This window comes from Burkholderia sp. MSHR3999 (assembly GCF_000833595.1).
In the GTDB taxonomy this organism is placed as follows: domain Bacteria; phylum Pseudomonadota; class Gammaproteobacteria; order Burkholderiales; family Burkholderiaceae; genus Burkholderia; species Burkholderia ubonensis.
This window is the reverse complement of sequence record NZ_JRFO01000007.1, coordinates 2,019,133-2,040,852: the sequence shown is the minus strand read 5'-3', so window position 1 is coordinate 2,040,852 and position 21,720 is coordinate 2,019,133. Positions and strand designations below refer to the sequence as shown.

General features: G+C 67.7%; 23 protein-coding genes. 12 read left to right on the top strand and 11 right to left on the bottom strand.

The window, feature by feature from the left end; genetic code table 11:
* Positions 1-10 precede the first annotated feature (10 nt).
* A complete protein-coding gene (locus tag KY49_RS32370; RefSeq protein ID WP_042588344.1) occupies positions 11-703 on the bottom strand; it encodes a DUF2589 domain-containing protein in 693 nt (230 codons plus the stop codon).
* 266 nt (positions 704-969) lie between these two features.
* Between KY49_RS32370 and KY49_RS32365 the strand changes: the two genes are divergently transcribed.
* Positions 970-1,656, top strand: coding sequence for a helix-turn-helix transcriptional regulator (locus KY49_RS32365; protein WP_042588343.1), 687 nt, complete (start codon positions 970-972; stop codon positions 1,654-1,656).
* On the opposite strand, the gene KY49_RS32360 is transcribed toward KY49_RS32365, so the two are convergent.
* From KY49_RS32360 to KY49_RS32345, 4 genes are all read right to left on the bottom strand, one after another.
* On the bottom strand, positions 1,628-2,500 hold the full coding sequence (locus tag KY49_RS32360; RefSeq protein ID WP_042588342.1) for a bestrophin-like domain: 873 nt from the start codon (positions 2,498-2,500) through the stop codon (positions 1,628-1,630). The genes KY49_RS32365 and KY49_RS32360 overlap by 29 nt on opposite strands.
* A 4-nt stretch (positions 2,501-2,504) precedes the next feature.
* Positions 2,505-3,557 carry a hypothetical protein gene (locus tag KY49_RS32355; RefSeq protein WP_088511771.1) on the bottom strand — a complete coding sequence of 351 codons (1,053 nt, stop codon included), beginning with the start codon at positions 3,555-3,557 and terminating at the stop codon, positions 2,505-2,507.
* Position 3,558: 1 nt separating this feature from the next.
* Positions 3,559-3,879, bottom strand: a complete 321-nt coding sequence (locus KY49_RS32350) for a hypothetical protein (protein ID WP_042588341.1) — start codon at positions 3,877-3,879, stop codon at positions 3,559-3,561.
* 248 nt (positions 3,880-4,127) lie between these two features.
* Positions 4,128-4,973, bottom strand: a complete 846-nt coding sequence (locus KY49_RS32345) for a LysR family transcriptional regulator (protein ID WP_231636678.1) — start codon at positions 4,971-4,973, stop codon at positions 4,128-4,130.
* Between the two features lie 141 nt (positions 4,974-5,114).
* On the opposite strand from KY49_RS32345, the gene KY49_RS32340 reads away from it, so the two are divergent.
* Positions 5,115-5,723 (top strand): short chain dehydrogenase, encoded by a 609-nt coding sequence (locus KY49_RS32340; RefSeq protein WP_042588340.1) that lies wholly within the window; start codon positions 5,115-5,117, stop codon positions 5,721-5,723.
* 126 nt (positions 5,724-5,849) lie between these two features.
* Here the strand turns inward: KY49_RS32340 and lysA are convergent, their stop codons facing one another.
* Entirely contained in the window at positions 5,850-7,088 is a 1,239-nt protein-coding gene (lysA, locus tag KY49_RS32335) for a diaminopimelate decarboxylase (RefSeq protein WP_042588907.1), read from the bottom strand.
* A 103-nt stretch (positions 7,089-7,191) separates the two neighbouring features.
* On the opposite strand from lysA, the gene KY49_RS32330 reads away from it, so the two are divergent.
* Complete coding sequence (locus KY49_RS32330; protein ID WP_042588339.1) at positions 7,192-8,127, top strand: LysR family transcriptional regulator; 936 nt, start codon at positions 7,192-7,194, stop codon at positions 8,125-8,127.
* A 158-nt stretch (positions 8,128-8,285) separates the two neighbouring features.
* On the opposite strand, the gene KY49_RS32325 is transcribed toward KY49_RS32330, so the two are convergent.
* Entirely contained in the window at positions 8,286-8,882 is a 597-nt protein-coding gene (locus KY49_RS32325; RefSeq protein ID WP_042588338.1) for a DUF4142 domain-containing protein, read from the bottom strand.
* Positions 8,883-9,107: 225 nt separating this feature from the next.
* Positions 9,108-9,731, bottom strand: coding sequence for an HAD hydrolase-like protein (locus KY49_RS32320; RefSeq protein WP_042588337.1), 624 nt, complete (start codon positions 9,729-9,731; stop codon positions 9,108-9,110).
* A gap of 188 nt (positions 9,732-9,919) precedes the next feature.
* Between KY49_RS32320 and KY49_RS32315 the strand changes: the two genes are divergently transcribed.
* The 6 genes from KY49_RS32315 to arsB all read left to right on the top strand — a co-directional run bounded on the left by KY49_RS32315 (position 9,920) and on the right by arsB (position 15,236).
* Positions 9,920-10,867 carry an aldo/keto reductase gene (locus tag KY49_RS32315; protein ID WP_042588336.1) on the top strand — a complete coding sequence of 316 codons (948 nt, stop codon included), beginning with the start codon at positions 9,920-9,922 and terminating at the stop codon, positions 10,865-10,867.
* 174 nt (positions 10,868-11,041) lie between these two features.
* A complete protein-coding gene (locus tag KY49_RS32310; protein ID WP_042588335.1) occupies positions 11,042-11,974 on the top strand; it encodes a LysR family transcriptional regulator in 933 nt (310 codons plus the stop codon).
* Positions 11,971-13,251, top strand: coding sequence for a C4-dicarboxylate transporter DctA (gene dctA / locus KY49_RS32305; RefSeq protein WP_042588334.1), 1,281 nt, complete (start codon positions 11,971-11,973; stop codon positions 13,249-13,251). Before KY49_RS32310 ends, dctA begins: the two co-directional genes overlap by 4 nt.
* A 60-nt stretch (positions 13,252-13,311) precedes the next feature.
* On the top strand, positions 13,312-13,647 hold the full coding sequence (locus KY49_RS32300) for an ArsR/SmtB family transcription factor (protein WP_010093897.1): 336 nt from the start codon (positions 13,312-13,314) through the stop codon (positions 13,645-13,647).
* Entirely contained in the window at positions 13,644-14,138 is a 495-nt protein-coding gene (locus KY49_RS32295) for an arsenate reductase ArsC (protein WP_010093899.1), read from the top strand. Before KY49_RS32300 ends, KY49_RS32295 begins: the two co-directional genes overlap by 4 nt.
* A 27-nt stretch (positions 14,139-14,165) precedes the next feature.
* A complete protein-coding gene (arsB, locus tag KY49_RS32290) occupies positions 14,166-15,236 on the top strand; it encodes an ACR3 family arsenite efflux transporter (RefSeq protein WP_042588333.1) in 1,071 nt (356 codons plus the stop codon).
* Between the two features lie 46 nt (positions 15,237-15,282).
* Here the strand turns inward: arsB and KY49_RS32285 are convergent, their stop codons facing one another.
* From KY49_RS32285 to KY49_RS32275, 3 genes are all read right to left on the bottom strand, one after another.
* Positions 15,283-15,735, bottom strand: a complete 453-nt coding sequence (locus tag KY49_RS32285; protein WP_042588332.1) for a DUF805 domain-containing protein — start codon at positions 15,733-15,735, stop codon at positions 15,283-15,285.
* 81 nt (positions 15,736-15,816) lie between these two features.
* On the bottom strand, positions 15,817-16,608 hold the full coding sequence (locus KY49_RS32280; protein WP_042588331.1) for a substrate-binding domain-containing protein: 792 nt from the start codon (positions 16,606-16,608) through the stop codon (positions 15,817-15,819).
* Positions 16,609-16,679: 71 nt separating this feature from the next.
* The gene (locus KY49_RS32275; RefSeq protein WP_042588330.1) at positions 16,680-17,969 is read right to left on the bottom strand and encodes an MFS transporter; all 1,290 of its coding nucleotides are present in this window, start codon (positions 17,967-17,969) and stop codon (positions 16,680-16,682) included.
* Positions 17,970-18,160: 191 nt separating this feature from the next.
* On the opposite strand from KY49_RS32275, the gene KY49_RS32270 reads away from it, so the two are divergent.
* The 3 genes from KY49_RS32270 to KY49_RS32260 all read left to right on the top strand — a co-directional run bounded on the left by KY49_RS32270 (position 18,161) and on the right by KY49_RS32260 (position 21,701).
* Positions 18,161-19,138, top strand: a complete 978-nt coding sequence (locus KY49_RS32270) for a chromate resistance protein ChrB domain-containing protein (RefSeq protein WP_042588329.1) — start codon at positions 18,161-18,163, stop codon at positions 19,136-19,138.
* Entirely contained in the window at positions 19,135-20,313 is a 1,179-nt protein-coding gene (locus KY49_RS32265; RefSeq protein WP_042588328.1) for a chromate transporter, read from the top strand. Before KY49_RS32270 ends, KY49_RS32265 begins: the two co-directional genes overlap by 4 nt.
* Positions 20,314-20,432: 119 nt before the next feature.
* Positions 20,433-21,701, top strand: a complete 1,269-nt coding sequence (locus KY49_RS32260; protein WP_042588327.1) for an MFS transporter — start codon at positions 20,433-20,435, stop codon at positions 21,699-21,701.
* The last annotated feature ends 19 nt before the right edge of the window (positions 21,702-21,720 follow it).

Sequence of the window (21,720 nt, the reverse complement as noted above, 5' to 3'; positions counted from 1 at the left end):
CCGGGCGCGCTTACGCGTGCTCGCCGGCCTGCGCGGGCGCGCCCGCCGCCGCTGCGCCGTCGCCCGACGCGCCCGTGCCCGACGTCTCGCCGATCAGCTTGCCGTCGGTCGGCGTCGCGGGCAGCGGCTTCACGTCCTTCGCCTTGTCCGCGGCGACGACCGGCTTGGTCGCCGCGTCGGTCAGGAAGTCGATCACGCGCATCAGCGCTTCGGGCGGCTGCTGGCGCTTGACCTGCGTGTGGATCGAGTATTTCGCGCGCGTGTCGGTGCTGCGCGTCTGCTCGGACTTGTGCGACACACGGCCGGACAGGTTGACGCTGACGGGGCCCCAGCCGATCTTCGCCTTGAACTCGCCGCCGGCCTCGGTCGACGACGATGCCTTCTCCGACTGCGTGATCTCCATCTCGAAGTCGATCGTGCCTTCCTCGATCGCGATGATCGGGTGGACGATCGCGGCGAGCAGCGGGATGCGCATGGTCTTCTGCACGACACCCTTCGACACGCCGCTTTCGTCGACCAGCGTTTCGTCGTAGTCGAACTGCACGGCCACCGCCTTGCCGCCCTGGATGCAGACCTGCATCAGGAAATCCGCATAACTCTTTGCGGCTTGCGTTTGCGCGCTGATCATCGCCTTTAATGGCCCGGCGATCATTTGGTCCATCGGTAAAGCGTTAATCACCGAACCAATGAAATTAGCGTCCATGAATAAACTCCTCTGCCTGTTGAAGACAACGGACATTCGCTGTCGTTAATCAAGTTAGGCAATGGGAAGCGTCCGGAGAAGATGACGGTCGTCACGCCTGATGCCCGGGGAAGGCCGTTGTAATGAATTGAAATGCCGGAACCGGGCCGAATTAGGACATTCTTCCCGGATCGACGAGCCTAGTGCGCGGCGAAACAAACAGCGGTAAAAATCCGGCGGAAGGGAAGTAAAAAAACCTAAATCCCGCTTTCGAGGAAACCGCGCAAATGAACGTCCTGATGATCGACAGTCCGCCGTTGTTCGTGGCGGGCGTGGCAGACGTAATGTGTAAACGCGACATGAGCTGGCATGTGTGGTCCGCCCAGCGCCCCGAGGACGTTCGTCGCTTGCGCGACGCGCTGCTGCCCGACACGGTCGGCGCAGTCACGATCGAATGCGACGACCATGCACCGCCCACGATCTGGCCGAACGTGCTGCACGAGACGTTCGGCGCGACGCCGTGGCTGTGCGTCGTCGGCGGCGTGTGCCGCCGGACGATCGCCGACGCGCTGCTGGCCGGCGCCGCCGGCATCATCGACCGGCGCGCGAGCGCGGACGAGTTCGCGGACGCGCTCGCGCGGGTCGCGGCCGGCGCGATCTACGTGCCGGCGGGCGAAGGCGGGGCGGGGCACGCGCGCGCGGCCGGCGCGCCGGCCGGCGACGACCGCGCGTTCGAGCGGCTGACGCCGAGGCAGCGCGAGGTGCTGCGGCTGCTGGCCGAAGGCAAGTCGAACAAGCAGATCTGCCGCGTGCTGAACGTCGCGGAGGGCACGATCAAGAACCACCTGTATGCGCTGTTCCGGCAGATCGGCGTGAGCAACCGGACGGAGGCGGCCTTGTGGCTGTCGCGTCACGTGCCGGCCGATCCGTCCCCCGGCTACATGTTCACGCCCGCCTGCACCCCGCCAGGCTGACGTGCTCCGCCGGCCCCGGACCGGCCGGCGCGGCGTCCAGCGCCGCGTGCCCCGGGGCGGCCAGCGTGGCGCGCAGCCCGTCGAGCGCGTGCCGGATCGGCGCGGCGCTCACGCTCACCTCGCCGGCGAACGGCCGGTCCACCGCCAGCACGAAAAAGAACGCGAGCCCGAGCGTGACCGCCCAGATCGACACGAGGCCGACATTGAAGCGCGTGCCGGGCAGCGCATACAGCAACAGCAGCGACAGGCTGCTCGACACCAGCATCACGGCCCAGAGCGTGCCCGGCATCGCGGACTCGAGATTCTGCAGGCGGGCCTGCCGGTACTTGACCATCTCGTTCGCGCGCGCCATCGCCTGCGCGAGCAGCACGCGTTCGCGCTCGTCGGCCGGCGTGACGCGATTGATCGCCGCGAACATCCGGTCGAACGCGGCTTCGGCGCGCGGGTCGGCACGGCCGTGCTGCTGCATCTGCGGCCACTCGTCGTCGACGACCCGCGCGAGGTAGTCGGCGAGCGCGCGGCGCGCGGCATCGGCGCCGGTGCTGGCGACGCGGAACGCGGCGAGGTCGCGCGACAGCTCGGTCGCGCAGGCGGCTTCGGCCGCGACGGTATCGGTCGCGGCCTGATAAGAACTCCACACCGACACGGCCGAGAACGCGACGAGCAGCGAGTTGATCGTCGTGACCGCCGACAGCATCGCGACGATCATGCCGCGCTGTTCGGCGTCGATTCGTGCGGGCAGCACGCGCCGGAACGCGGCATAGCCGAGCAGCGCGGCCGCGAGCGTCGCGGCCACGATCAGCGCGCCCATCGCGGCGGCGGGAATGTTGTAGAGAAACAGCATGGCGCTACTCCTGATGGTCGTTGGGCGGCGTGGGGGAAAGCGGCGCGCCGCGCTGCGCGAGCGACGGATCGGCGGCGAGCATCGCGCGCGTGAATGCGGCAAGGCGCGCGCGGATCGCGTCGGCGGACGCGGACGTGTCGAGCGACTGCTGCAGGTCGAGCAGGCTCGCCGCGAGCTCGCCTTGCCAGTGCGCGCGCTCGCTGGCGGCGCGGGCGCGGGTGGCGGCGAGCGTCGCATCGACGTCGGCCGAGCGGTCGCCCTGCACGAGGGTCTCGAGCGTGTCGACGAGCCGTTGCAGCACGCGGTGCACGGCCGTCGCGGAGAAGCCGCCGAGCATCGCGAGCGCGGGCCGGCCGAAGCTCTGCATGCTGCCCTGCGCAAAAAGCTGGGACGGCAGCATCTCGACGAGGATCAGCCCGGCGATCACGCCGAGGATCAGCCGCGCGCCGTACGACGCGTCGTACTTCGGGTCGTAGGTCGACGCGGCGACGTAGCGGTGCGCCTGGAACAGCGTCGCGAACGACGCGCCGAGCCCCGCGCAGCACAGCAGGAACAGCGTGTTCCACAGCAGCAGCGTGCCGTCGGACTGCAGGAAGCCGCGGTCGATGTTCTCGCTCGACACGTGCGGCGACAGGCTCGTCGCGATCACCGCGAACAGGAAGCCGAGCGCGGAGAAGGTCAGCAGCCGGATCAGCGGCACCGGGCCGAGCCATGCGAGCGGATGCGCGTTGCGGCGATGCAGGTCGAGCAGCGTGACGGCTTGCGGCGTGGCGGGCGCGACGAGCGCGGCGAGCTTGCGGTGGAGCGTCGCGAGCACGCGCTGCTGCGCGGGGGCGAGCGGCGGGTCGGCCGGCGAGCGGCCGTTGGCGATCAGTGTCGCGAGCTGCGCGACGGTGTCCGGCTCGACGGGCAGCCCGTGATGCAGCGCGAAGCGCGCCATCGCCTCGCATTCGTCGCAAAGCTGCGCGGCGAGCCCGTCCGCCGCGCGCGGCGCGGGCGGCGGCACGGGCGGGCGGCGCCGGCCGTCGAGCCAGCGCGCGAAGCGGAACGTGTCCATTTCATTGCGCTCCGCCCGGGGCCGGCGCGTCGGCCGTGAATGCGTGGATCGCGACCCGTTCGCTGGTATCCGCGCCCGGATCGCGCATGCAGGCGGCCGGCGCGATGCGCGTCCGGCGCAGCCGCGTGCGGTCGACCTCGAACACCGCGACCTGCCTGGCGGCGTGGCCGTCGTCGTGCGCGATGTATTGCAGCGACCGCGGCACGGGGAGCGCGACGTCGGTGGACGGCACGAAGCCGATCACGCAACGCGGCGCGTCGGGATGCGTGCGCTTGGCCGCGCAGTCGTGGCGTACGGAGATGACGCGGACGAGCTGTTTCATGGCGGGATTCCTTTGAGCGGCGTCGCGCGTCGTGCGCGGACCCGTGGTCGCACTGTGCGTGGCGCGCGTCGCGCGGACAATGCGGCAGTCGTCATGGACCGCGGCGTGACGAACGGCCTATGGCGCCGTGCCGGATGCGCGGTTGACGTGGATGCGCGCGCGCTGCACGTGCGCAGCGGAATATCCCGAAATGAAATGAAGAGAAGTGCGATCAATGAGGCAGATTTGAGACCGCCCCCAAAAAATACTTACCGCTTATCCATAACCGATTTGACGACAAGCTCGACGAGCCACTTTCGCAACGAGCTTCCCGCTGCGCGGCGATGCCAGGCCACTGCGATCTCCAGTTCATTCGGTTCAATCGTGAACGGCAGAACTCGCAGGTCGTCGGCGGCGGCAATCGCGGACGGAACATAGGCGAATACGTCGTTGAATTCCATGAAAGAATGCAAGGAGGTATAGCACGGCAATACGGCTGCCAATTTTCCATGGAACGGCAGTTGTCCAAATGCGTGGTCCCCGGATCGATTGGGATTGTCGATGCTGCGAATAAATCCGACGCGCGGCACATCGGCCAGGTCGCGCAGCGAAGATATTCTTTGGGGAATTGCGGAATGCTTTGAAACGACGCAAGAAAGATAATCCTTCTTGACTGTCTCTTGAGTCAATCCGTGATCTATCAAATCCCGAAATCCGATCGCTAAATCTGCTGCGCCTGAAGCCAACGTCTCGGGATGCGTTGCGGCATTGAAATCCTGTATATCCAAGGACATGTCGGGTGCAGCTGCTGCGATATTTCGGCACAAGCGGGGGATGATCGTGAGCTGAGCGTATTCATCCGCCAGAATTCTGACGACCCGATTTGAAGCCGATGGGTCAAACGGGGTGGACGCCATCAGTCCATCGAGATCCAGAACGGCCACCTCTAATTTGGACGCCAGGTCGTAAGCGAAATCCGTCGGAACCAGGCCGTCGCTTTTTCGAAGGAAAAGCTCGTGAGGGAATAACTCTCGCAGGCGCTTCAAATAAGCGCTTGCCGCCTGCTGGGAAATGTTCATTCGGAGAGCGACCCTGGACACGTTTCTTTCTCGCATTAGATTCAAGAAAACGCGCATGTGCTTTACATCGAGCTTGTCTATCATGACGGTTGTATCTCATACAATGATATTGGGAGCCTTTCGGCGTCGGCCTCCGCTACGATTATGGCATCGACTTTCTTGAAAAGGATCATTTCCATGAGGCGTGTCATTCTGATCGGTGCGAATGGGAAAATGGGACAGGCTGCTCTAACCGGTCTCTCGAAACATCAGGTCATCACCGCGAGCCGCAGTGGTGAAGGCTGCGACTTTCAAGTCGACATCACCAACCAGGAATCCCTGGTTCGCCTCTACGAGAACGTGGGGTCTTTTGATGCGGTCGTCAACACGGTCGGGTACTGTGAATATGCCCCGTTCGCAGAAATGACCTCGGATCAATGGCAGACGACGATCCTCAGCAAACTTGTCGGCCAGATCAACGTAGCGAAGGTCGCACTTGATCACATCAGCGACAAAGGGTCCATCACCCTGATTTCGGGGATTCTGAACGTCAAGCCGATTCCTTTCGCGATCGCAGATGCCACGACCAGCGGCGCCATCGACACCTTTGTCCAGTGTGTGGCCCATGAGCTTCCCCGAGGCATCAGGATCAACGCCGTCAATCCCACCGTGCTCGAGGAGGCATGGGACGTTTATGGCGAAATGATGCCGGGCTTCCAACCGGTCCCAAGTGCGCTCGTAGGAAAGGCGTTCGAACGGTCGGTCGATGGCTTCATTAGCGGCAAGGTCCTGTTCGTCGATGCTTGAGCCATTGACCAAGCCGTTCTAGCCAGATGAGATGGCATCGGCTCACGGGAGGGGGAGAGAAACCGGCCGCCGCATGCATGCGGCGGCCGATCCTGCAACGAGGTGGAACGATCCGGAACGACCCGCTTACGCGTCCAACTCCAGCGCGAGCAGTTCGGCAATCGTCTGCCGGCGCCGGATCAGGCGCGGCGCGCCGCGATCGACGAGCACTTCCGGCGCGAGCGGCCGGCTGTTGTAGTTCGACGACATCGACGAGCCGTATGCGCCCGCGTCGTGCAGGAACAGCAGGTCGCCGATCTGCGGCTGCGGCAGATGACGGTGCGTGACCACGCCACCCGCGTCCTGCGTGAACACGTCGCCGGATTCGCACAGCGGCCCGGCGATCGCGACGTGCGCGAGTGGCCGGCCGTCGGGTTCCCCGCCGTCGGGCGCGTGCACGGTGATGCCGTGATAGCTGCCGTACATCGCCGGGCGCATCAGGTCGTTGAAGCCCGCGTCGATCAGCACGAAGTCGTGCTTCGGCCGGCGGTTGACCGACTGCACCTCGGCGACGAGCGTGCCGGATTCGGCGACGAGGAAGCGGCCCGGCTCGATCTCGATGCGCACCGGGTGGCCGAGATGCTGCTCGATCCGCTTGCGCGCGGCGTCCCACTGGCTGAAGTAGTGATCGACGTCGACGCGCGGCTCGCCGTCGCGGTACGGGATCGACAGGCCGCCGCCCGCCGAGATCGCGTCGATGTCGTGGCCGAGCGACGTGACGAGGTCGACCATCGCGTCGCACACCTGCGACAGGTGGCCGTAGTCGACGCCCGAGCCGATGTGCATGTGGATGCCGACGAGCTTCAGCCCGTACTGGCGCACGATCTCGATCGCGCGCGGCACGTCGCCGATCCAGATGCCGTGCTTGCTCTGCGGGCCGCCGGTGTTGGTCTTGTTGCTGTGGCCGTGGCCGAAGCCCGGGTTGATGCGCAGCCACACGCGGTGGCCGCTCGCATGCTCGCCGATGCGCGCGAGCATGTCGAGCGAGCCCGCGTTGACGGTCACGCCGTGCCTGAGCACCGCCGCGAGCGTCGGGCGGTCGATCAGGTCGGCCGTGAACACGACGCCTTCGGGGTCGCCGTCCGGCCGGAACCCCGCCGCGAGGCTGCGTTCGATCTCGCCGAGCGACACCGCGTCGACGAGCACGCCTTCGTCGCGCATCAGCCTCAGGATATGGACGTTCGAGCAGGCTTTCTGCGCGTAGCGGATCACGTCGAACCGGCGCAGCTGCGCGATGCGGTCGCGGATGACGTCGGCGTCGTAGACCCACAGCGGGGTGCCGTATTGTTGCGCAAGTGTCGCGAGCTGGCGGGAATCGAGGGACATGACGAGTGAATCGGGGCGAATGAACGGATAGAGGGCATGATGCGCCCGAACGGTCATCCAGTAAAATGCCGTTTTGTCTATATTCGATTCATTCTGGATATATATGGCTACGCTCACGCATCGCCACATCGAGGTGTTCCGCGCGCTGATGGTCACCGGCAGCGCGACCCGCGCGGCCGAGATGCTCTACACGTCGCAGCCGACGATCAGCCGCGAGCTCGCGCGGATGGAGCAGATCGTCGGCTTCGCGCTGTTCGAGCGCGCGCACGGGCGGCTGCGGCCGACGATGGCCGCGCTCACGCTGTTCGACGACGTGCGGCTCGCGTATGTGGGGCTGGAGCGTGTCGCGGCGACGGCCGCACGGCTGCGCGAGTTTCGCGACGGCCAGCTGTCGGTGATCGCGCTGCCGGCTTTCTCGCACGCGATCCTGCCGGGCGCGTGCCGGCGCTTTCATGCGGCGCATGCAGGCGTCAGCGTGTCGGTCGCGACGCAGGAGTCGCCGGTGCTCGAGGAGTGGCTCACCGCTCAGCGCTACGACCTCGGCCTCACCGAGCACGACGTCGCGCCGGCCGGCACCGTGCTCGCGCCGCTGTTCGAGGCCGACGAGGTGTGCGTGCTGCCGGACGGCCATCCGCTGCTCGCGAAGGGGACGATCGAACTCGCGGATCTCGCGGATCGCCCGTTCGTCAGCCTGTCGCTGAACGACCCGTACCGGATCATGATCGACGAAGCGTTCGCGCAGCTCGGCGTCGCGCCGCGCTCGGTCGTCGAGACGCCGTCGGCCGTGTCGGTGTGCGCGTTCGTGCGCCAGGGGCTCGGCGCGGCGATCGTCAATCCGCTGACCGCGCTCGATTTCGCGGGGCGCGACCTGCAGATCCGGCCGCTCGCGCGCTCGTTCCCTTACCGGGTCAGCGTGATCGTGCCCGAGCACCGGCCGAAGAGCCTGCTCGTCGATGCGTTCACCGGCGCGCTGCGCGACGAGGCGGATGCGATCCGCGGCCGGCTCGCCGCGCATCTCGGCCGGCGCGCGGCCGCATGATGGACGCTTTGCGCCGTTTCCCCTCGTCGTTCTCCCGTTCACGACGGACGAGCTCAACGAGAAATCGCGCGCGGCGAGGCCGCCGCCGGGAGAGGGGGCCGGCGGCGGCGAGACAGGGAAGCAGGCAGCTGCGCGCGCGCGCGCGCATGCCCGGCGCGTTACTGCGCCGATGCGAGGTGATGACGCTGCGCGAGCTTCTGCGCGTCCGCGTAGTGCGCCTGCAGGATCGGCAGCGCCTGGCGCGCGACTTCCTTCAGCTTCGTGTCGCGGCCTGCCGCGATTTCAGCCTGGAACGCCGAGATCGCCTTCTGCTGGCCGGCGAGCGCGACCTGCTCGATATAGGCCTTGTCGAATTCCGCGCCGCGCAGGGTCTTGATGCTGTCGAGCACGGCCGTGTCCGGATCGTTGTGCGGCACGTCGACGCCGCGCGGGCTCGCGGCGCGCATGGCCTGGATGATCTTTTCGTCGTCGGCGCTCACGCGCTGCGCGAATGCCTTGACCTGGCTGTCCGACGAGCGGGAGTCGGCGATTCGCGCCGCGCCGCGTTGCGTCGAGACGGTTTTCGTGCCGTCGTTGATGAACGACTGGTCGGCTTCGTGGAGCCGCGGCGCGCCGGCCGACGGCGCGGTTTGCGCCGGTTCGGCCGGCTGGCCGGGTTGAGCCGGTTGGGCGGTTTGCGCGGTCGCCGTCACGGCGACGAGAAGCAGACCGGCGGCAGACAGCGCAAGGCGCGAAGCGTTCGGAAAACGGTTCATGGGACCTCCTTTCAAATCGGGGCTCGAGTTGAGGGACGGATAGCTTGATCCGTCGCTGTGCGAGAGACCGGGCGCGTGCCCGGACCGGGTTGGACCGCCGCTCTGCCGCGGCGCCGGTCGAAGCGAGTCCCGGCCCGAATGATTCTAGGAGAGGGGTTTTCCCGCAGGTGAAACCGCGCTGTCGCTTGTGTAACGGTTGGTAAGACGATTGGACGCGTGCGTCGGTTACACGATGTCGAGCAGCGCGTCGAAGCGGGCCAGCAGCGGCGTCGCGCAATGCTGCTGCAACGTGGCGGGCGCGGTGTAGCCCCACGCGACGCCCTGGAACGCGACGTTCGCGCGGCGCGCGGCGTCCGCGTCGCGGATCTCGTCGCCGACATACAGCACGTCGGTGGTGCGCAGCCCCGCGTCGCGCGCGAGCGCGCGCAGCCGGCGCGATTTGCCGAACAGCGGAATGCCGCACGCAAAGTGCCCGACGTGACGGCACGCATGTGCGCCGAGCCGGTCGCGCACGACCGCCTCGCTGTTCGACGTCGCAATCGCGATCCGCACGCCACGCGCCGCGAGCGCGTCGAAGGTCTCGACGACGCCCGGAAACAGCGTCACGTCCGCGATGCGCTGCTGCATCAGCCGGCGCATGTCGAGCGTCACGCGCGGCACTTTCCACGTCGGCACCTCGAGCGCGCGGATGATGTCGCGCGCGGACAGGCCGCGCAGCGTGGCGACGAGCGTGTCGTCGACATCGCGAAAGCCGTGCAGGCGCGATGCTTGCGACAGCGCCGCGAGGAAGCAGTCGAACGAGTCGGCGAGCGTGCCGTCGAAGTCGAACGCGATCAGTCGGTAGGTCATGGCAGATAGTGCAACAGTGGCCGCGATTGTAGTCGGTTCGTCATTCCGTCATGCGCTTTGCGCGAAACATGCATACCTTATTGCGCGAATTCGCTTGGAGCCCGTGTCGCGCGTCCACTAGCATGACCGCTCCGATCGCGGCGGAGCGCGCCGCGAGATTTCTCGACAGGCATTCAAGGGGGCTCATCATGGCATTGCGTTCGCTCGGCACGTCTTCGATCCAGGTCTCGCCGCTCGTGTTCGGCGGCAACGTGTTCGGCTGGACGGCCGACGAAGCCACGTCGTTCTCGCTGCTCGACGCGCTGGCCGATCACGGGATCAACTTCATCGACACGGCCGACGTCTATTCGGCGTGGGCGCCCGGCAACCGCGGCGGCGAATCGGAGACGATCATCGGCAAGTGGCTGAAGCGCCGCGGCCGTCGCGACGACGTCGTGATCTCGACCAAGGTCGGCCTGCTCGAAGGGCGCGCGGGCCTGTCGCGCGACAACATTCTGAAGGCGGCCGACGAGTCGCTGCGCCGCTTGCAGACCGATTACATCGATCTTTATTTCTCGCACGCGGACCTCCCGGATTCCGCGCCGCTCGAGGAAACGCTCGGCGCGTACCGGACGCTGGTCGATGCGGGCAAGGTGCGGATCATCGGCGCATCGAACTACAACGGCGCGCGCCTGCGCGAGGCCGCCGAGATCAGCCGCCGCGACGGCCTGCCCGCGTATCAGGTCGTGCAGCCCGAATACAACCTGTACGATCGCGCCGAATACGAACGCGACATCGAGCCGGCGGCAACGGAGCTGAAGCTCGGCGTCGTCAATTACTACGCGCTCGCGAGCGGCTTCCTGTCCGGCAAGTACCGGTCGGTCGACGACCTGACGAAGAGCACGCGCGGCGAACGCGTCGCGCGCTATCTCGATGCGCGCGGGCTGCGCATTCTCGCCGCGCTCGACGCGGTGGCGGACAAGCACCGCGCCACGCCGACGGCCGTCGCGCTCGCGTGGCAGATTGCGCGGCCGAGCATCACCGCGCCGATCGCGAGCGCGACGTCGCTCGAGCAGCTTCACGATCTCGGCGCGGCGATCCGGCTCGCGCTCGACGCGGACGACGTGAAGCGGCTCGACGAAGCCAGCGCGCACTGACCGGCGCGCGCGGCGTATCGTTGCATCTGTAATCGTTTCGTCAGCTTGCGTCGCGCCGGATAGCGGATGAACCCGCGCGATCCTGCGCGCGCATTTGCAGCGCCCGCGCACAGGCCCCAGAATAGCCGCACCTGGCCGCACCAAGCGGCATTCAGACCAGCATACGGGCAGCGCGTGGGCATCAACTTCGATCTCGCCGACTTGCAGGCTTTCCGGGCGGTGGTTCAGCTCGGCAGCTTCCGCAAGGCGGCGGACGCCATCAACATTTCGCAGCCGGCATTGAGCCGGCGCATCGAGAAGCTCGAGGAGGCGCTGGGCGTGCGGCTGTTCGAGCGCACGACGCGCAGCGTCACGCTGACGACGGTCGGGCGCGTGTTCGCGCCGAGCGCCGAGCAGGTGCTCGACGATCTCGACGCCGCGCTGCTCGGCATCCGCGACGTATCGTCGAGCCGGCTCGGGCACGTGACGATCGCGTGCGTGCCGTCGGTCGCGTATTACTTCCTGCCGAACACGATCGCGCGTTTCCGCACCCGCTATCCGAAGATCCGCATCAAGCTGATCGACGCGAGCGCGAACGAGGTGCTCGACGCGGTGGTGAGCGGCGAGGCCGATTTCGGCGTCGGCTTCATGGGCAGCCAGGAGGCGGACGTCGAATTCACGACGCTGCTCGAGGAGCGCTTCGTCGCCGCGTGCCGGCGCGACCATCCGCTCGCCGCGAAGAAGCGCGTGACGTGGCGCGAGCTGTACGAATACGACTACGTGTCCGTCGACAAGACCTCCGGCAACCGGCTGCTGCTCGACCAGGCGCTGGCGGGCGTCGCGCCGCGCGCGCCGAGCGTCTGCGAGACGCGGCACGTGACGACGATGCTCGGGCTCGTCGAGGCGGGCCTCGGCGTCGCGGCGGTGCCGTCGATGGCGATGCCGCTGCCGACGCATCCGATCCTGACGAGCGTGCCGCTCGTCGAGCCGGTCGTCACGCGGCGCGTCGGCATCGTGCGGCGGCGCGGCCGCACGCTGACGCCGGCCGCGCAGGAATTCCTCCAGCACGTGATCGAGGACCGCAAGCCGGCCGCGGGCCCCAAGCGCGCGGCGGGGAAGCGCGCATGACGCTGCTGCGGCCGCTCAGGCTGCTGTACGTGCAGGTGCTGGTCGGGATGGCGCTCGGCGTCGCGGTCGGGCACCTGTTTCCACAGGCGGGCGTCGCGCTCAAGCCGCTCGGCGATGCGTTCGTCGCGCTCGTGCGGATGATGGTCGCGCCGATCGTGTTCTGCACGATCGTGACCGGCATCAATGCGCTCGGCGACGGCGCGCGCATCGGCCGCACGATCGTCAAGGCGCTCGCGCTGTTCTACGCGCTCACCGCGGCCGCGCTCGCCGTCGGGCTCGCGATCGCCTATGCCGCGCGGCCGGGCGACGGCCTGCATGTCGCGGCACGCCATCTCGATGCGTCGGTGCTCGCATCGTTTACGGCACGCGCGCCGGCGGCGGGCGTCGCGTCGTTCCTGCTGCAGATCATCCCCGATACGCTCGTCGGCGCGTTCGCCGCCGGCGAGGTGCTGCCGGTGCTGCTGGTCGGCCTGCTGTTCGGCTTCGCGCTGGCCGCGACCGAAGGGCGCGACGGCATCGTGCATGCATTTGTCGAGGGCATCGCGCGCGTGCTGTTCCGCGTGCTCGCGCTCGTGATGCGGCTCGCGCCGCTCGGCGCGTTCGGCGCGATCGCGTTCGCGGTCGGGCGCTTCGGCATCGATTCGCTCGGCTCGCTCGGCAAGCTGATCGTCGCGATGTATCTCGCGTGCGCGCTGTTCGTGATGCTCGTGCTCGCGCCGCTCGCGCGCCTGCACGGTTTCTCGCTGTGGCGGCTGCTGCGCTATCTGCGCGAGGAGCTGCTGATCGTGCTCGCGACGTCGTCGACGGAGCCGGTGCTGCCGCGCCTGCTCGTCAAGCTCGAAGCGCTCGGCTGCGACAAGGGCGTGGTCGGGCTCGTGCTGCCTGCCGGGTATTCGTTCAATCTCGACGGCACCGCGATCTACCTGACGCTCGCCGCGCTGTTCATCGCGCAGGCGTGCGACGTGCCGCTGTCCGCCGCGCAGGTCGCGACGCTGCTCGCGGTGATGCTGATCACGTCGAAGGGCGCGGCGGGCGTGTCGGGCAGCGGGCTCGTCGCGCTGATCGCGACGCTGACGGTAGTGCCCGACCTGCCGGTCGCGGGCGTCGCGCTGCTGGTCGGCATCGACCGCTTCATGTCGGAGGCGCGCGCGTTGACGAGCGTGATCAGCAACGCGTGCGCGGTCGTCGTCGTGTCGATCTGGCAGCGGGGCTGCGATCGCGAGCGGCTGCGCGACGTGCTGGAAGCGGGGACGCGGGAGCCGGTTCAGCGCGTTTAGCGGCTCGGGCAGCGCGCGGGACGGCTTCTCACGATTCGATATTTCGACTAATATCGAAAAATGGAAACGAACCAGACCATTGCCGCGCTCGCGGCGCTCGCGCACGAATCCCGGCTCGCCATCTTTCGCGCACTGGTGCAGGCGGGGCCGCAAGGGCTGCCGGCCGGCCAGATTGCCACGCTGCTGGACGCACCCCCGTCGTCGCTGTCGTTCCACTTGAAGGAGCTGGCGCATGCGCAGCTCGTCACCAGCCGCCAGGAGGGCCGCTTCGTGATCTATTGCGCGAACTTCGCGACGATGAACGGGCTGCTGGCGTACCTCACGGAAAACTGCTGCGGCGGCAATCCCTGCTCGCCGGCGGCCGCGTGTTCCACGACCGGCGAGCGTCGCCCATGACCACCAACGTACTGATCCTCTGCACCCACAACTCGGCGCGCAGCGTGCTCGCGGAAGGGATGCTCAATCACTGGGCCGCGAAGCTCGGCAAGGACGTGCGCGCGTACAGCGCCGGCAGTGCGCCGAGCGGGCGGCTCAATCCGTTCGCGCTCGACGCGCTGACGCGCGCGGGCGTCGACGTCGGCGGCTGCCGCAGCAAGAGCTGGGATGAATTCGTCGGCGACGGCGCGCCTGAAATGCGCATCGTCATCACGGTGTGCGACAGCGCGGCCGCGGAGACCTGCCCGTACTGGCCCGGCAGTCCCGTCAAAGTGCATTGGGGCTACGCCGATCCGTCGAACGCGCCGGGCGGCGACGACGGCAAGCGGCTCGCGTTCGAGCTCACCCGCCAGGCGATCGGCTATCGCATGCTGCAGATGCTGATGCTGCCGCTCGATCGCATGGGCGATGCGGAACTCCGGACGGCCCTGGCCGACATCTCGCAAAACTGATCGGATAACTGAGCATCGAGCCGTCCCATGAACACGTCCAACGTCGCCCCGCCGGAAAGGGCAGTCGCCAAGCCTGCCATCAACTTCTTCGAACGCTATCTGACCGTGTGGGTCGCGCTCTGCATCGTCGCCGGCATCGCGCTCGGCCAGGCGCTGCCCGACCTGTTCCAGCGCATCGCGCGCATGGAATACGCGCAGGTCAACTTGCCGGTGGGGCTGCTGATCTGGGTGATGATCATCCCGATGCTCGTCAAGGTCGACTTCGGCGCGCTGCATGAAGTCCGCCAGCACATCAGGGGCATCGGCGTCACGCTCGTGGTCAACTGGCTCGTCAAGCCGTTCTCGATGGCGTTTCTCGGCTGGCTGTTCATCCGGCATCTCTTCGCGCCGATGCTGCCTGCCGATCAGCTCGACAGCTACATCGCCGGCCTGATCCTGCTGGCCGCGGCGCCCTGCACGGCGATGGTGTTCGTCTGGAGCCGGCTGACCGGCGGCGATCCGTTGTTCACGCTGTCGCAGGTGGCGCTGAACGACAGCATCATGGTGATCGCCTTCGCGCCGCTGGTCGGCCTGTTGCTGGGCATTTCCGCGATCACGGTGCCGTGGGCCACGCTGCTCACGTCGGTGGTGCTCTACATCGTCATTCCGGTGATCCTCGCGCAGATCTGGCGCAAGCTGCTGCTCGCGAAAGGGCAGGCGGCGTTCGACGCCGCGATGGCGAGGATCGGCCCGTGGTCGATCACCGCGCTGCTGGCCACGCTGGTGCTGTTGTTCGCGTTCCAGGGCGAAGCGATCCTGAAGCAACCGCTGGTGATCGCGCTGCTCGCGGTGCCGATCCTGATCCAGGTGTTCTTCAACGCGGCGCTCGCGTACTGGCTCAATCGCGCCGTGGGCGAGAAGCACGCTATCGCGTGCCCGTCGGCGCTGATCGGCGCATCCAATTTCTTCGAGCTCGCGGTCGCGGCCGCGATCAGCCTGTTCGGCTTCCATTCCGGCGCAGCGCTGGCCACCGTCGTGGGCGTGCTGATCGAAGTGCCGGTCATGCTGCTGGTGGTGCGCATCGTCAACCAGTCCAAGGGCTGGTACGAGCGGGCTTGAGCACCGAGGGCTTGGGCGCCGTGGTCATGCGATGCCGGCCGCACGCTCAGAGGCCGGCGGCGAGCAGATAGCGTGTCTGAACATACACGCCGAGCGCCCAGCGCGCGGTCACGACAGCGATCGCGAACAGGATCAGCGCGGCCGCGATCTTGACGAACCCGGACGGCGCGGGCGCCGGCCCGAACTGATTGTCCCAGCGGTGGCCGGACAGGAAGCACAGCACCGGCAGCACGATCACGCCGATGAGCGGAAACGCGAGCACCTTGACGGTCCAGCCGGGGAAGTTCAGGTCGCGCAGGCGTCGGGTCGACGCCGCGTAGAACGCGATGCCGAGCGCCGTGCCGAGCAGCGACACGATCCTGTTCAGCTCGGCGAGCCCGAGCTTCCCCTTCGCGGCGAAGCCGATGCAGGCGAACCCGGTCAGCAGCGACCATGCGATCACGCCGAGCGACATCAAAAGCAGGTAGCTGCCTGCGCCGAGGCGAAGGTTCTTGGACATCTGGTGCGTGCTGTCGGTGAGCGGAGATCCGCGGACGATACCAGAATCGCGCGTCGCCGGGGGCGCACCGTGTCCGGCACTTCAGCGCGTCGTCACCGAATCGAGCCCGGTCGCGCGCACGACCGGCTGTGCCTGTGGCGACGCGAGATAGTCGAGCAGCTTCCTCGCGTTCTCCGGATGCGCGGCGCCGACCGGAATGCCGCCCGCGAAGCGCGTGACCGACTGCACCGCTTCGGGCACCTTGCCGACGTACGTGACGCCCGGCGCCGGCAGCAGTTCGCTGACCTGCTGGAAGCCGATCTCGTAGTCGCCGTTCGCGACGACCGACGCGACCGGGATCTTCGGCACCATCGACGCCTTCGGGCGAACCTGCGCATCGATGCCGAGCTTCCTGAACATTTCCTTTTCGATGTAGACGCCGCTCGCGCTGTCCGAGTAAGCGACCGACTTCGCGCGCAGCAGCGCGTCCTTCAGCCCGTCGACGGTGCCGATGTCCGGTTTCGGCGCGCCCGCGCGCACGACCATGCCGATCCGCGAATCGGCGAGCTCGACGCGCGACGCGGGCATCACCTTGCCTTCCTGGATCAGCTTGTCGAGCGCGTAGCCGACCATGATCACCGCGTCGGCCTGCTCGCCGCGAGCGAGGCGGTTCGGAATCGCCTCCTTCGACTGGCCCATCGACGGGCCGCGGATCGTGTCGAGCGTGTCGCCGGTCGCGGCGGTGAAGCCGGGGCCGAGCTGCTGGTAGGCGGCGGTGAAGCCGCCGGAAATCATCACGCGCAGTTCGGCGGCGCGGGCCTGGAGCGCGGTGGCGGCGAGCGCGGCGGCGGCGAGCCAGATTGCCGCGCGGCGGGTGAATGGTCGATGGTTCATCTTGCGGATTCCGGAAGTCGGGAGAAAGCGCGGCGCGCCGGCGCCGCGCGTGAGTGGGCAGCCGGGGCCGGTCACGCGGCGCGCAGCGCGTCGCGCCGGCGGCTGTACAGCAACACCGTCGCGCCGAACGCGCACGCGGCGGCGAAGCTCATCCAGAAGCCGGGCGCGGCCTTGTCGCCGGTCGAGTGGATCAGCGCGGTCGAGATCGCAGGCGTGAAGCCGCCGAACACCGCGGTCGCGAGGCTGTACGCGAGCGAGAAGCCGGCGACGCGCACGTCGGCGGGCATCACCTCGGTCAGCGCGGCGACCATCGCGCCGTTGTAGAGGCCGTACATGAACGACAGCCACAGCAGCACCAGCAGCATGTTGACGAAGCTCGGCGCGTGCGCGAGCAGCGACAGCGCGGGATACGCGGTCAGCACGTTCAGCGCGGTCATCGCGAGCAGCACCGGGCGGCGGCCGAAACGGTCGGACAGCGCGCCGCCGATCGGCAGCCAGATGAAGTTCGACACGGCGACGCACAGCGTCACGAGCAGGCTGTCCGCGGTGCTCAGGTGCAGCACGGTCTTGCCGAAGGTCGGCGCGTAGACGGTGATCAGGTAGAAGCTCGTCGTCGTCATCGCGACGAGCAGCATGCCGCCGAGCACGACGGCCCAGTTGCGCGCGAGCGTCGCGAACACCTCGCGCATCGACGGGCGATGGCGGCGCTGCGCATATTCTTCGGTTTCCTGCAGATTGCGGCGCAGCATGAAGATCGCCGGCACGATCAGGCAGCCGACGAGGAACGGCACGCGCCAGCCCCACGCGGCGATCTGCGCGGCGCTCAGCCACTGGTTCAGCGCGAAGCCGAGCGCAGCCGCGACGACGATCGACACCTGCTGGCTGGCCGACTGCCAGCTCGTGTAGAAGCCCTTGCGGCCGGGCGTCGCCATCTCCGCGAGATAGACGGACACGCCGCCCAGCTCCGCGCCGGCCGAGAAGCCCTGCAGCAGGCGGCCGGCGAGCACGGCGGCCGGCGCGAGCAGGCCGATCGACGCGTAGCCGGGCACGAACGCGATCAGGATCGTGCCGCTCGCCATGATCGACAGCGTGACGATCAGCCCCTTGCGGCGGCCGACCTCGTCGATGTACGCGCCGAGCACGATCGCGCCGAGCGGGCGCATCAGGAAGCCCGCGCCGAACACCGCGAAGGTCATCATCAGCGACGCGAATTCGCTCGTCGACGGGAAGAACACCGACGCGATCTGCGTCGCATAGAAACCGAACAGGAAGAAGTCGAACTGCTCGAGGAAGTTGCCGGCGGTGACGCGGAATACGGCCGCGGCCCTGGACGGGGAAGGGGTGGCCACGGAATGTGACATCGGGTTGTCTCCGGATATTTCATTGGGCGACGTCCGGGCGGGGCCGGGACGACGCGCTCATGGTGGTCCGGATCGTCGGCTGCGTGAAGTGCATTTTTTCGAAGGATTGATGCGCGTGGGCTATCAATCGGGCGGGCAAGGCGCTCAAAGTAAATTTGTAGATGTCGTAACGCAAGAGTAGTATTCGCTACATGGATGCTGGCTCGACCTGGTTGCTCCTTGTTCTGACCCTGCCGACGGAGAACGCGACGGCGCGCATGCGCTTCTGGCGCGCGCTCAAGGCAAAGGGCTGCGCGGTGTTGCGCGACGGCATTTACCTGTTGCCGTACACGGACGAGCGGGAACGCATGCTGCGCGAGCTCGCGGGTGCGATCGCCGAAAGCGGCGGCACCGCCCACCTGTTGCGTGCGCCGAGCCTCGACGCGTCGCAGGAAGGGGAATTCCGCGCGCTGTTCGATCGCGACGAGGAGTACGCCGCCTTCAACCTGACGCTCGCGGAAGCCCGCAAGACGCTTGCCGGGCAGTCCGCCACGGAACTGGCGCGGCTGCTGCGCCGCCTGCGCAAGGATTTCGACACGATCCGGGCGATCGACTACTTCCCGGGCGACTCGGCTACCCGGGCCGAAGTCGCGTTGCAGGATTTCATCGCGCTCGTCGATACCGTGCTGTCGCCGGGCGAGCCGCACGCCGCGGAGCGCGCGATCCGCGTGCTCGCGATCGACGCGTACCAAGGGCGCACCTGGGCGACGCGGCAGCGCATGTGGGTCGATCGCGTCGCCAGCGCCTGGCTGATCCGCCGCTTCATCGACGCGCGAGCCCGCTTCATCTGGCTCGCGTCGCCGGCGGATTGCCCGCCTGACGCGCTCGGCTTCGATTTCGACGGCGCCGCGTTCACGCACGTCGGCGAGCGCGTGACGTTCGAGGTATTGCTCGCGAGCTTCGGGCTCGACAAGGACCCGGCGCTGATGCGGCTCGGCGAGGTCGTGCACGCGCTCGACGTCGGCGGCCCGGCCGTGCCCGAAGCGGTCGGCTTCGAGGCGGTGATGGCCGGCACGCGCCAACGCGCCGAAAACGACGATCAATTGCTGGAGCAGATGGGCGCGGTGCTCGACGCGCTGTACGCGCATTTCGCATCGAATGGAAAGAGCGAAACCGGGGGACGTTCATGACCACGACGATTGCCACGAATGCGCCGACCTACACGCTGGGCCAACTGGTCGGATACATGCTGCGGCTCGGCGCGTTCGGCTTCGGCGGCCCGGTCGCGCTCGCCGGCTACATGCGCCGCGATCTCGTCGAGAAGTACGGCTGGATCACTGAAGCCGACTACAAGGAAGGGCTCACGCTGGCCCAGCTCGCACCGGGGCCGATGGCCGCCCAGCTCGCGATCTATCTCGGCTTCGTTCATTACCGGATCCTCGGCGCGACGCTCGTCGGGCTCGCATTCGTGCTGCCGTCGTTCCTGATGGTCCTCGGGCTCGGGTTCGCCTATGCGCACTTCGGTGGGCTGTCATGGATGCAGGCGGTCTTTTACGGCGTCGGGGCCGCGGTGGTGGGCATCATCGCGATGAGCGCATACAAGCTCACCACCAAGACCGTCGCCAACGACAAGCTGCTTTGGGCGATTTTCCTGACGCTGGCTGCCGTGACCTTCATCACCGAATCGGAAATCGCGTGGCTCTTCATCGTCGCCGGGCTGATCGGCTGGTTCTGGCGCGCGCCGCCGAAATGGCTGCACAAGGGCGGGCTGAACGCGCTCGCCGGCGCGAACCTGCCGGCGGCAACCGGCCTGCTGAGCGGCATCGATCTGCCGCAACTCGTGCAGATCGGCGCGTTCTTCGCCAAGGCGGGCGCATTCGTGTTCGGATCGGGGCTCGCGATCGTGCCGTTCCTGTACGGCGGCGTCGTGACCGAGCATCACTGGCTCAACGACAAGCAGTTCGTCGACGCCGTCGCGGTCGCGATGATCACGCCGGGGCCGGTCGTGATCACGGTCGGATTCATCGGCTATCTCGTGGCGGGCCTGCCCGGCGCGTGCGTCGCTGCACTGGGCACGTTCCTGCCTTGCTATCTGTTCACCATCATTCCCGCGCCTTACGTGAAGAAGTACGGCCACAGGCCCGACGTCAAGGCATTCGTCAACGGCATCACGGCGGCAGCGGTCGGCGCGATCACGGGCTCCGTCCTCGTCATCTCGAAGCGCTCGATCGTCGATGTTCCCACCGCCATCGTTGCCGTTGCCACGGTCGTGCTGCTGTGGCGCTTCAAGAAGCTGCAGGAACCGGTGATCGTGATCGCGGCGGCACTCTTCGGGCTGGTGGCTTACCCGCTGCTCCATCGATGACGCGCATGGCGGGGAGGCGAGCATGACGTATCGGATGAAAGCCGTTCCGCGTGCCCCGGCCTTGCTCAAACTTGCCGGGATCATGGTGGTCGACGCGCTCTACGCATGGTGTCAACGCGATGCACGTGCCTAGCGGCCGCGTGGCCGTCTCGTTCGCGATCCGTCTCGCGCGCCGGTTCCTGCCGGCCGGCGTCGAGCATGCCGCGTGGATCATCCTCGTGAGCCGCGGCCTGCGCGGGTTTTGCGACGGCTTCATCGCGGTGCTGCTCCCCGCGTACCTGCTCTCCCTCGGTTTCGCGCAATTCGATGTGGGACTGATCAGCACCGCGACGTTGATGGGCTCGGCTGTCGCGACGATCGCGGTCGGCATGGTGGCCAGCCGTTTCCCGCACCGTCGCATGTTGATCCTCGCGGCGATCCTGATGGCCGCAACCGGTGTCGGTTTCGCCAGCCTGTCGAGCATGTGGCCGCTACTCGTCGTCGCCTTCGTCGGCACGCTCAATCCGAGTTCGGGCGACGTCAGCCTGTTCTTGCCGCTCGAGCAGGCGCGTCTCGCCGAAGCGGCAACCGGTCATGCGCGGACCTCGCTGTTTGCGCGCTACAGCCTGGTCGGCGCCGTGTCGGCCGCATCGGGATCGCTCGCCGCGGGCCTGCCGCTCTGGATCGCCTCACATGCGGGGATGTCGCTGCTGGCCGCGATGCGCGCGATGTTTCTCGTTTATGCGGCGGCCGGTTTGGCGGTCTGCGTGCTGTACACGAGATTGCCGCGTACAGGATCGCACGCGGCGGCGGCCGCGCCTCCGCTCGGGCCGTCACGGCGCATCGTCACGCGGCTCGCGCTGCTGTTCAGCGTCGACGCGTTCGCGGGCGGCCTCGTCGTCAACTCGCTGCTGTCGCTCTGGCTGATGCAGCGTTTCGGGTTTTCCGTCGGCGCGGCGGGCCGGTTCTTTTTCTGCACCGGCCTGCTCGCGGCAGGCTCCCAACTTGTGGCGGCGCCCCTCTCGCGCAAGATCGGCCTGCTCAACACGATGGTCTTCACGCACATCCCGTCCAGCGTTTGCCTGATCGGCGCTGCCCTGGCGCCGTCGCTGCCGGCGACGTTGGCGCTGCTGCTGATGCGCAGCGCCCTGTCTCAAATGGACGTGCCGACGCGCACCGCTTACGTGATGGCCGTCGTCACGCCGGCGGAGCGCGCGGCGGCCGCCAGCTTCACGTCGGTCCCGCGCAGCCTCGCGGCGGCAGTCGCGCCGACGCTCGCCGGCGGCTTGTTCGGCCTCGGATGGCTCGGCGCGCCGCTGGTCGCATGCGGTGCGCTGAAGATCGCGTATGACCTGTCGTTGCTCGCCGCTTTTCGCCATATCGGGCTCCACGAAGGGGAGCGGCGATAGCGGCGTGGTTGCAGGAGGA

Coding starts and splice junctions, on each gene's coding strand:
- KY49_RS32370 (WP_042588344.1), bottom strand. CDS start 703: ATGGACGCTAATTTCATTGGTTCGGTGATTAACGCTTTACCGATGGAC.
- KY49_RS32365 (WP_042588343.1), top strand. CDS start 970: ATGAACGTCCTGATGATCGACAGTCCGCCGTTGTTCGTGGCGGGCGTG.
- KY49_RS32360 (WP_042588342.1), bottom strand. CDS start 2,500: ATGCTGTTTCTCTACAACATTCCCGCCGCCGCGATGGGCGCGCTGATC.
- KY49_RS32355 (WP_088511771.1), bottom strand. CDS start 3,557: ATGGACACGTTCCGCTTCGCGCGCTGGCTCGACGGCCGGCGCCGCCCG.
- KY49_RS32350 (WP_042588341.1), bottom strand. CDS start 3,879: ATGAAACAGCTCGTCCGCGTCATCTCCGTACGCCACGACTGCGCGGCC.
- KY49_RS32345 (WP_231636678.1), bottom strand. CDS start 4,973: ATGCGAGAAAGAAACGTGTCCAGGGTCGCTCTCCGAATGAACATTTCC.
- KY49_RS32340 (WP_042588340.1), top strand. CDS start 5,115: ATGAGGCGTGTCATTCTGATCGGTGCGAATGGGAAAATGGGACAGGCT.
- lysA (WP_042588907.1), bottom strand. CDS start 7,088: ATGTCCCTCGATTCCCGCCAGCTCGCGACACTTGCGCAACAATACGGC.
- KY49_RS32330 (WP_042588339.1), top strand. CDS start 7,192: ATGGCTACGCTCACGCATCGCCACATCGAGGTGTTCCGCGCGCTGATG.
- KY49_RS32325 (WP_042588338.1), bottom strand. CDS start 8,882: ATGAACCGTTTTCCGAACGCTTCGCGCCTTGCGCTGTCTGCCGCCGGT.
- KY49_RS32320 (WP_042588337.1), bottom strand. CDS start 9,731: ATGACCTACCGACTGATCGCGTTCGACTTCGACGGCACGCTCGCCGAC.
- KY49_RS32315 (WP_042588336.1), top strand. CDS start 9,920: ATGGCATTGCGTTCGCTCGGCACGTCTTCGATCCAGGTCTCGCCGCTC.
- dctA (WP_042588334.1), top strand. CDS start 11,971: ATGACGCTGCTGCGGCCGCTCAGGCTGCTGTACGTGCAGGTGCTGGTC.
- KY49_RS32300 (WP_010093897.1), top strand. CDS start 13,312: ATGGAAACGAACCAGACCATTGCCGCGCTCGCGGCGCTCGCGCACGAA.
- KY49_RS32295 (WP_010093899.1), top strand. CDS start 13,644: ATGACCACCAACGTACTGATCCTCTGCACCCACAACTCGGCGCGCAGC.
- arsB (WP_042588333.1), top strand. CDS start 14,166: ATGAACACGTCCAACGTCGCCCCGCCGGAAAGGGCAGTCGCCAAGCCT.
- KY49_RS32285 (WP_042588332.1), bottom strand. CDS start 15,735: ATGTCCAAGAACCTTCGCCTCGGCGCAGGCAGCTACCTGCTTTTGATG.
- KY49_RS32280 (WP_042588331.1), bottom strand. CDS start 16,608: ATGAACCATCGACCATTCACCCGCCGCGCGGCAATCTGGCTCGCCGCC.
- KY49_RS32275 (WP_042588330.1), bottom strand. CDS start 17,969: ATGTCACATTCCGTGGCCACCCCTTCCCCGTCCAGGGCCGCGGCCGTA.
- KY49_RS32270 (WP_042588329.1), top strand. CDS start 18,161: ATGGATGCTGGCTCGACCTGGTTGCTCCTTGTTCTGACCCTGCCGACG.
- KY49_RS32265 (WP_042588328.1), top strand. CDS start 19,135: ATGACCACGACGATTGCCACGAATGCGCCGACCTACACGCTGGGCCAA.
- KY49_RS32260 (WP_042588327.1), top strand. CDS start 20,433: ATGCACGTGCCTAGCGGCCGCGTGGCCGTCTCGTTCGCGATCCGTCTC.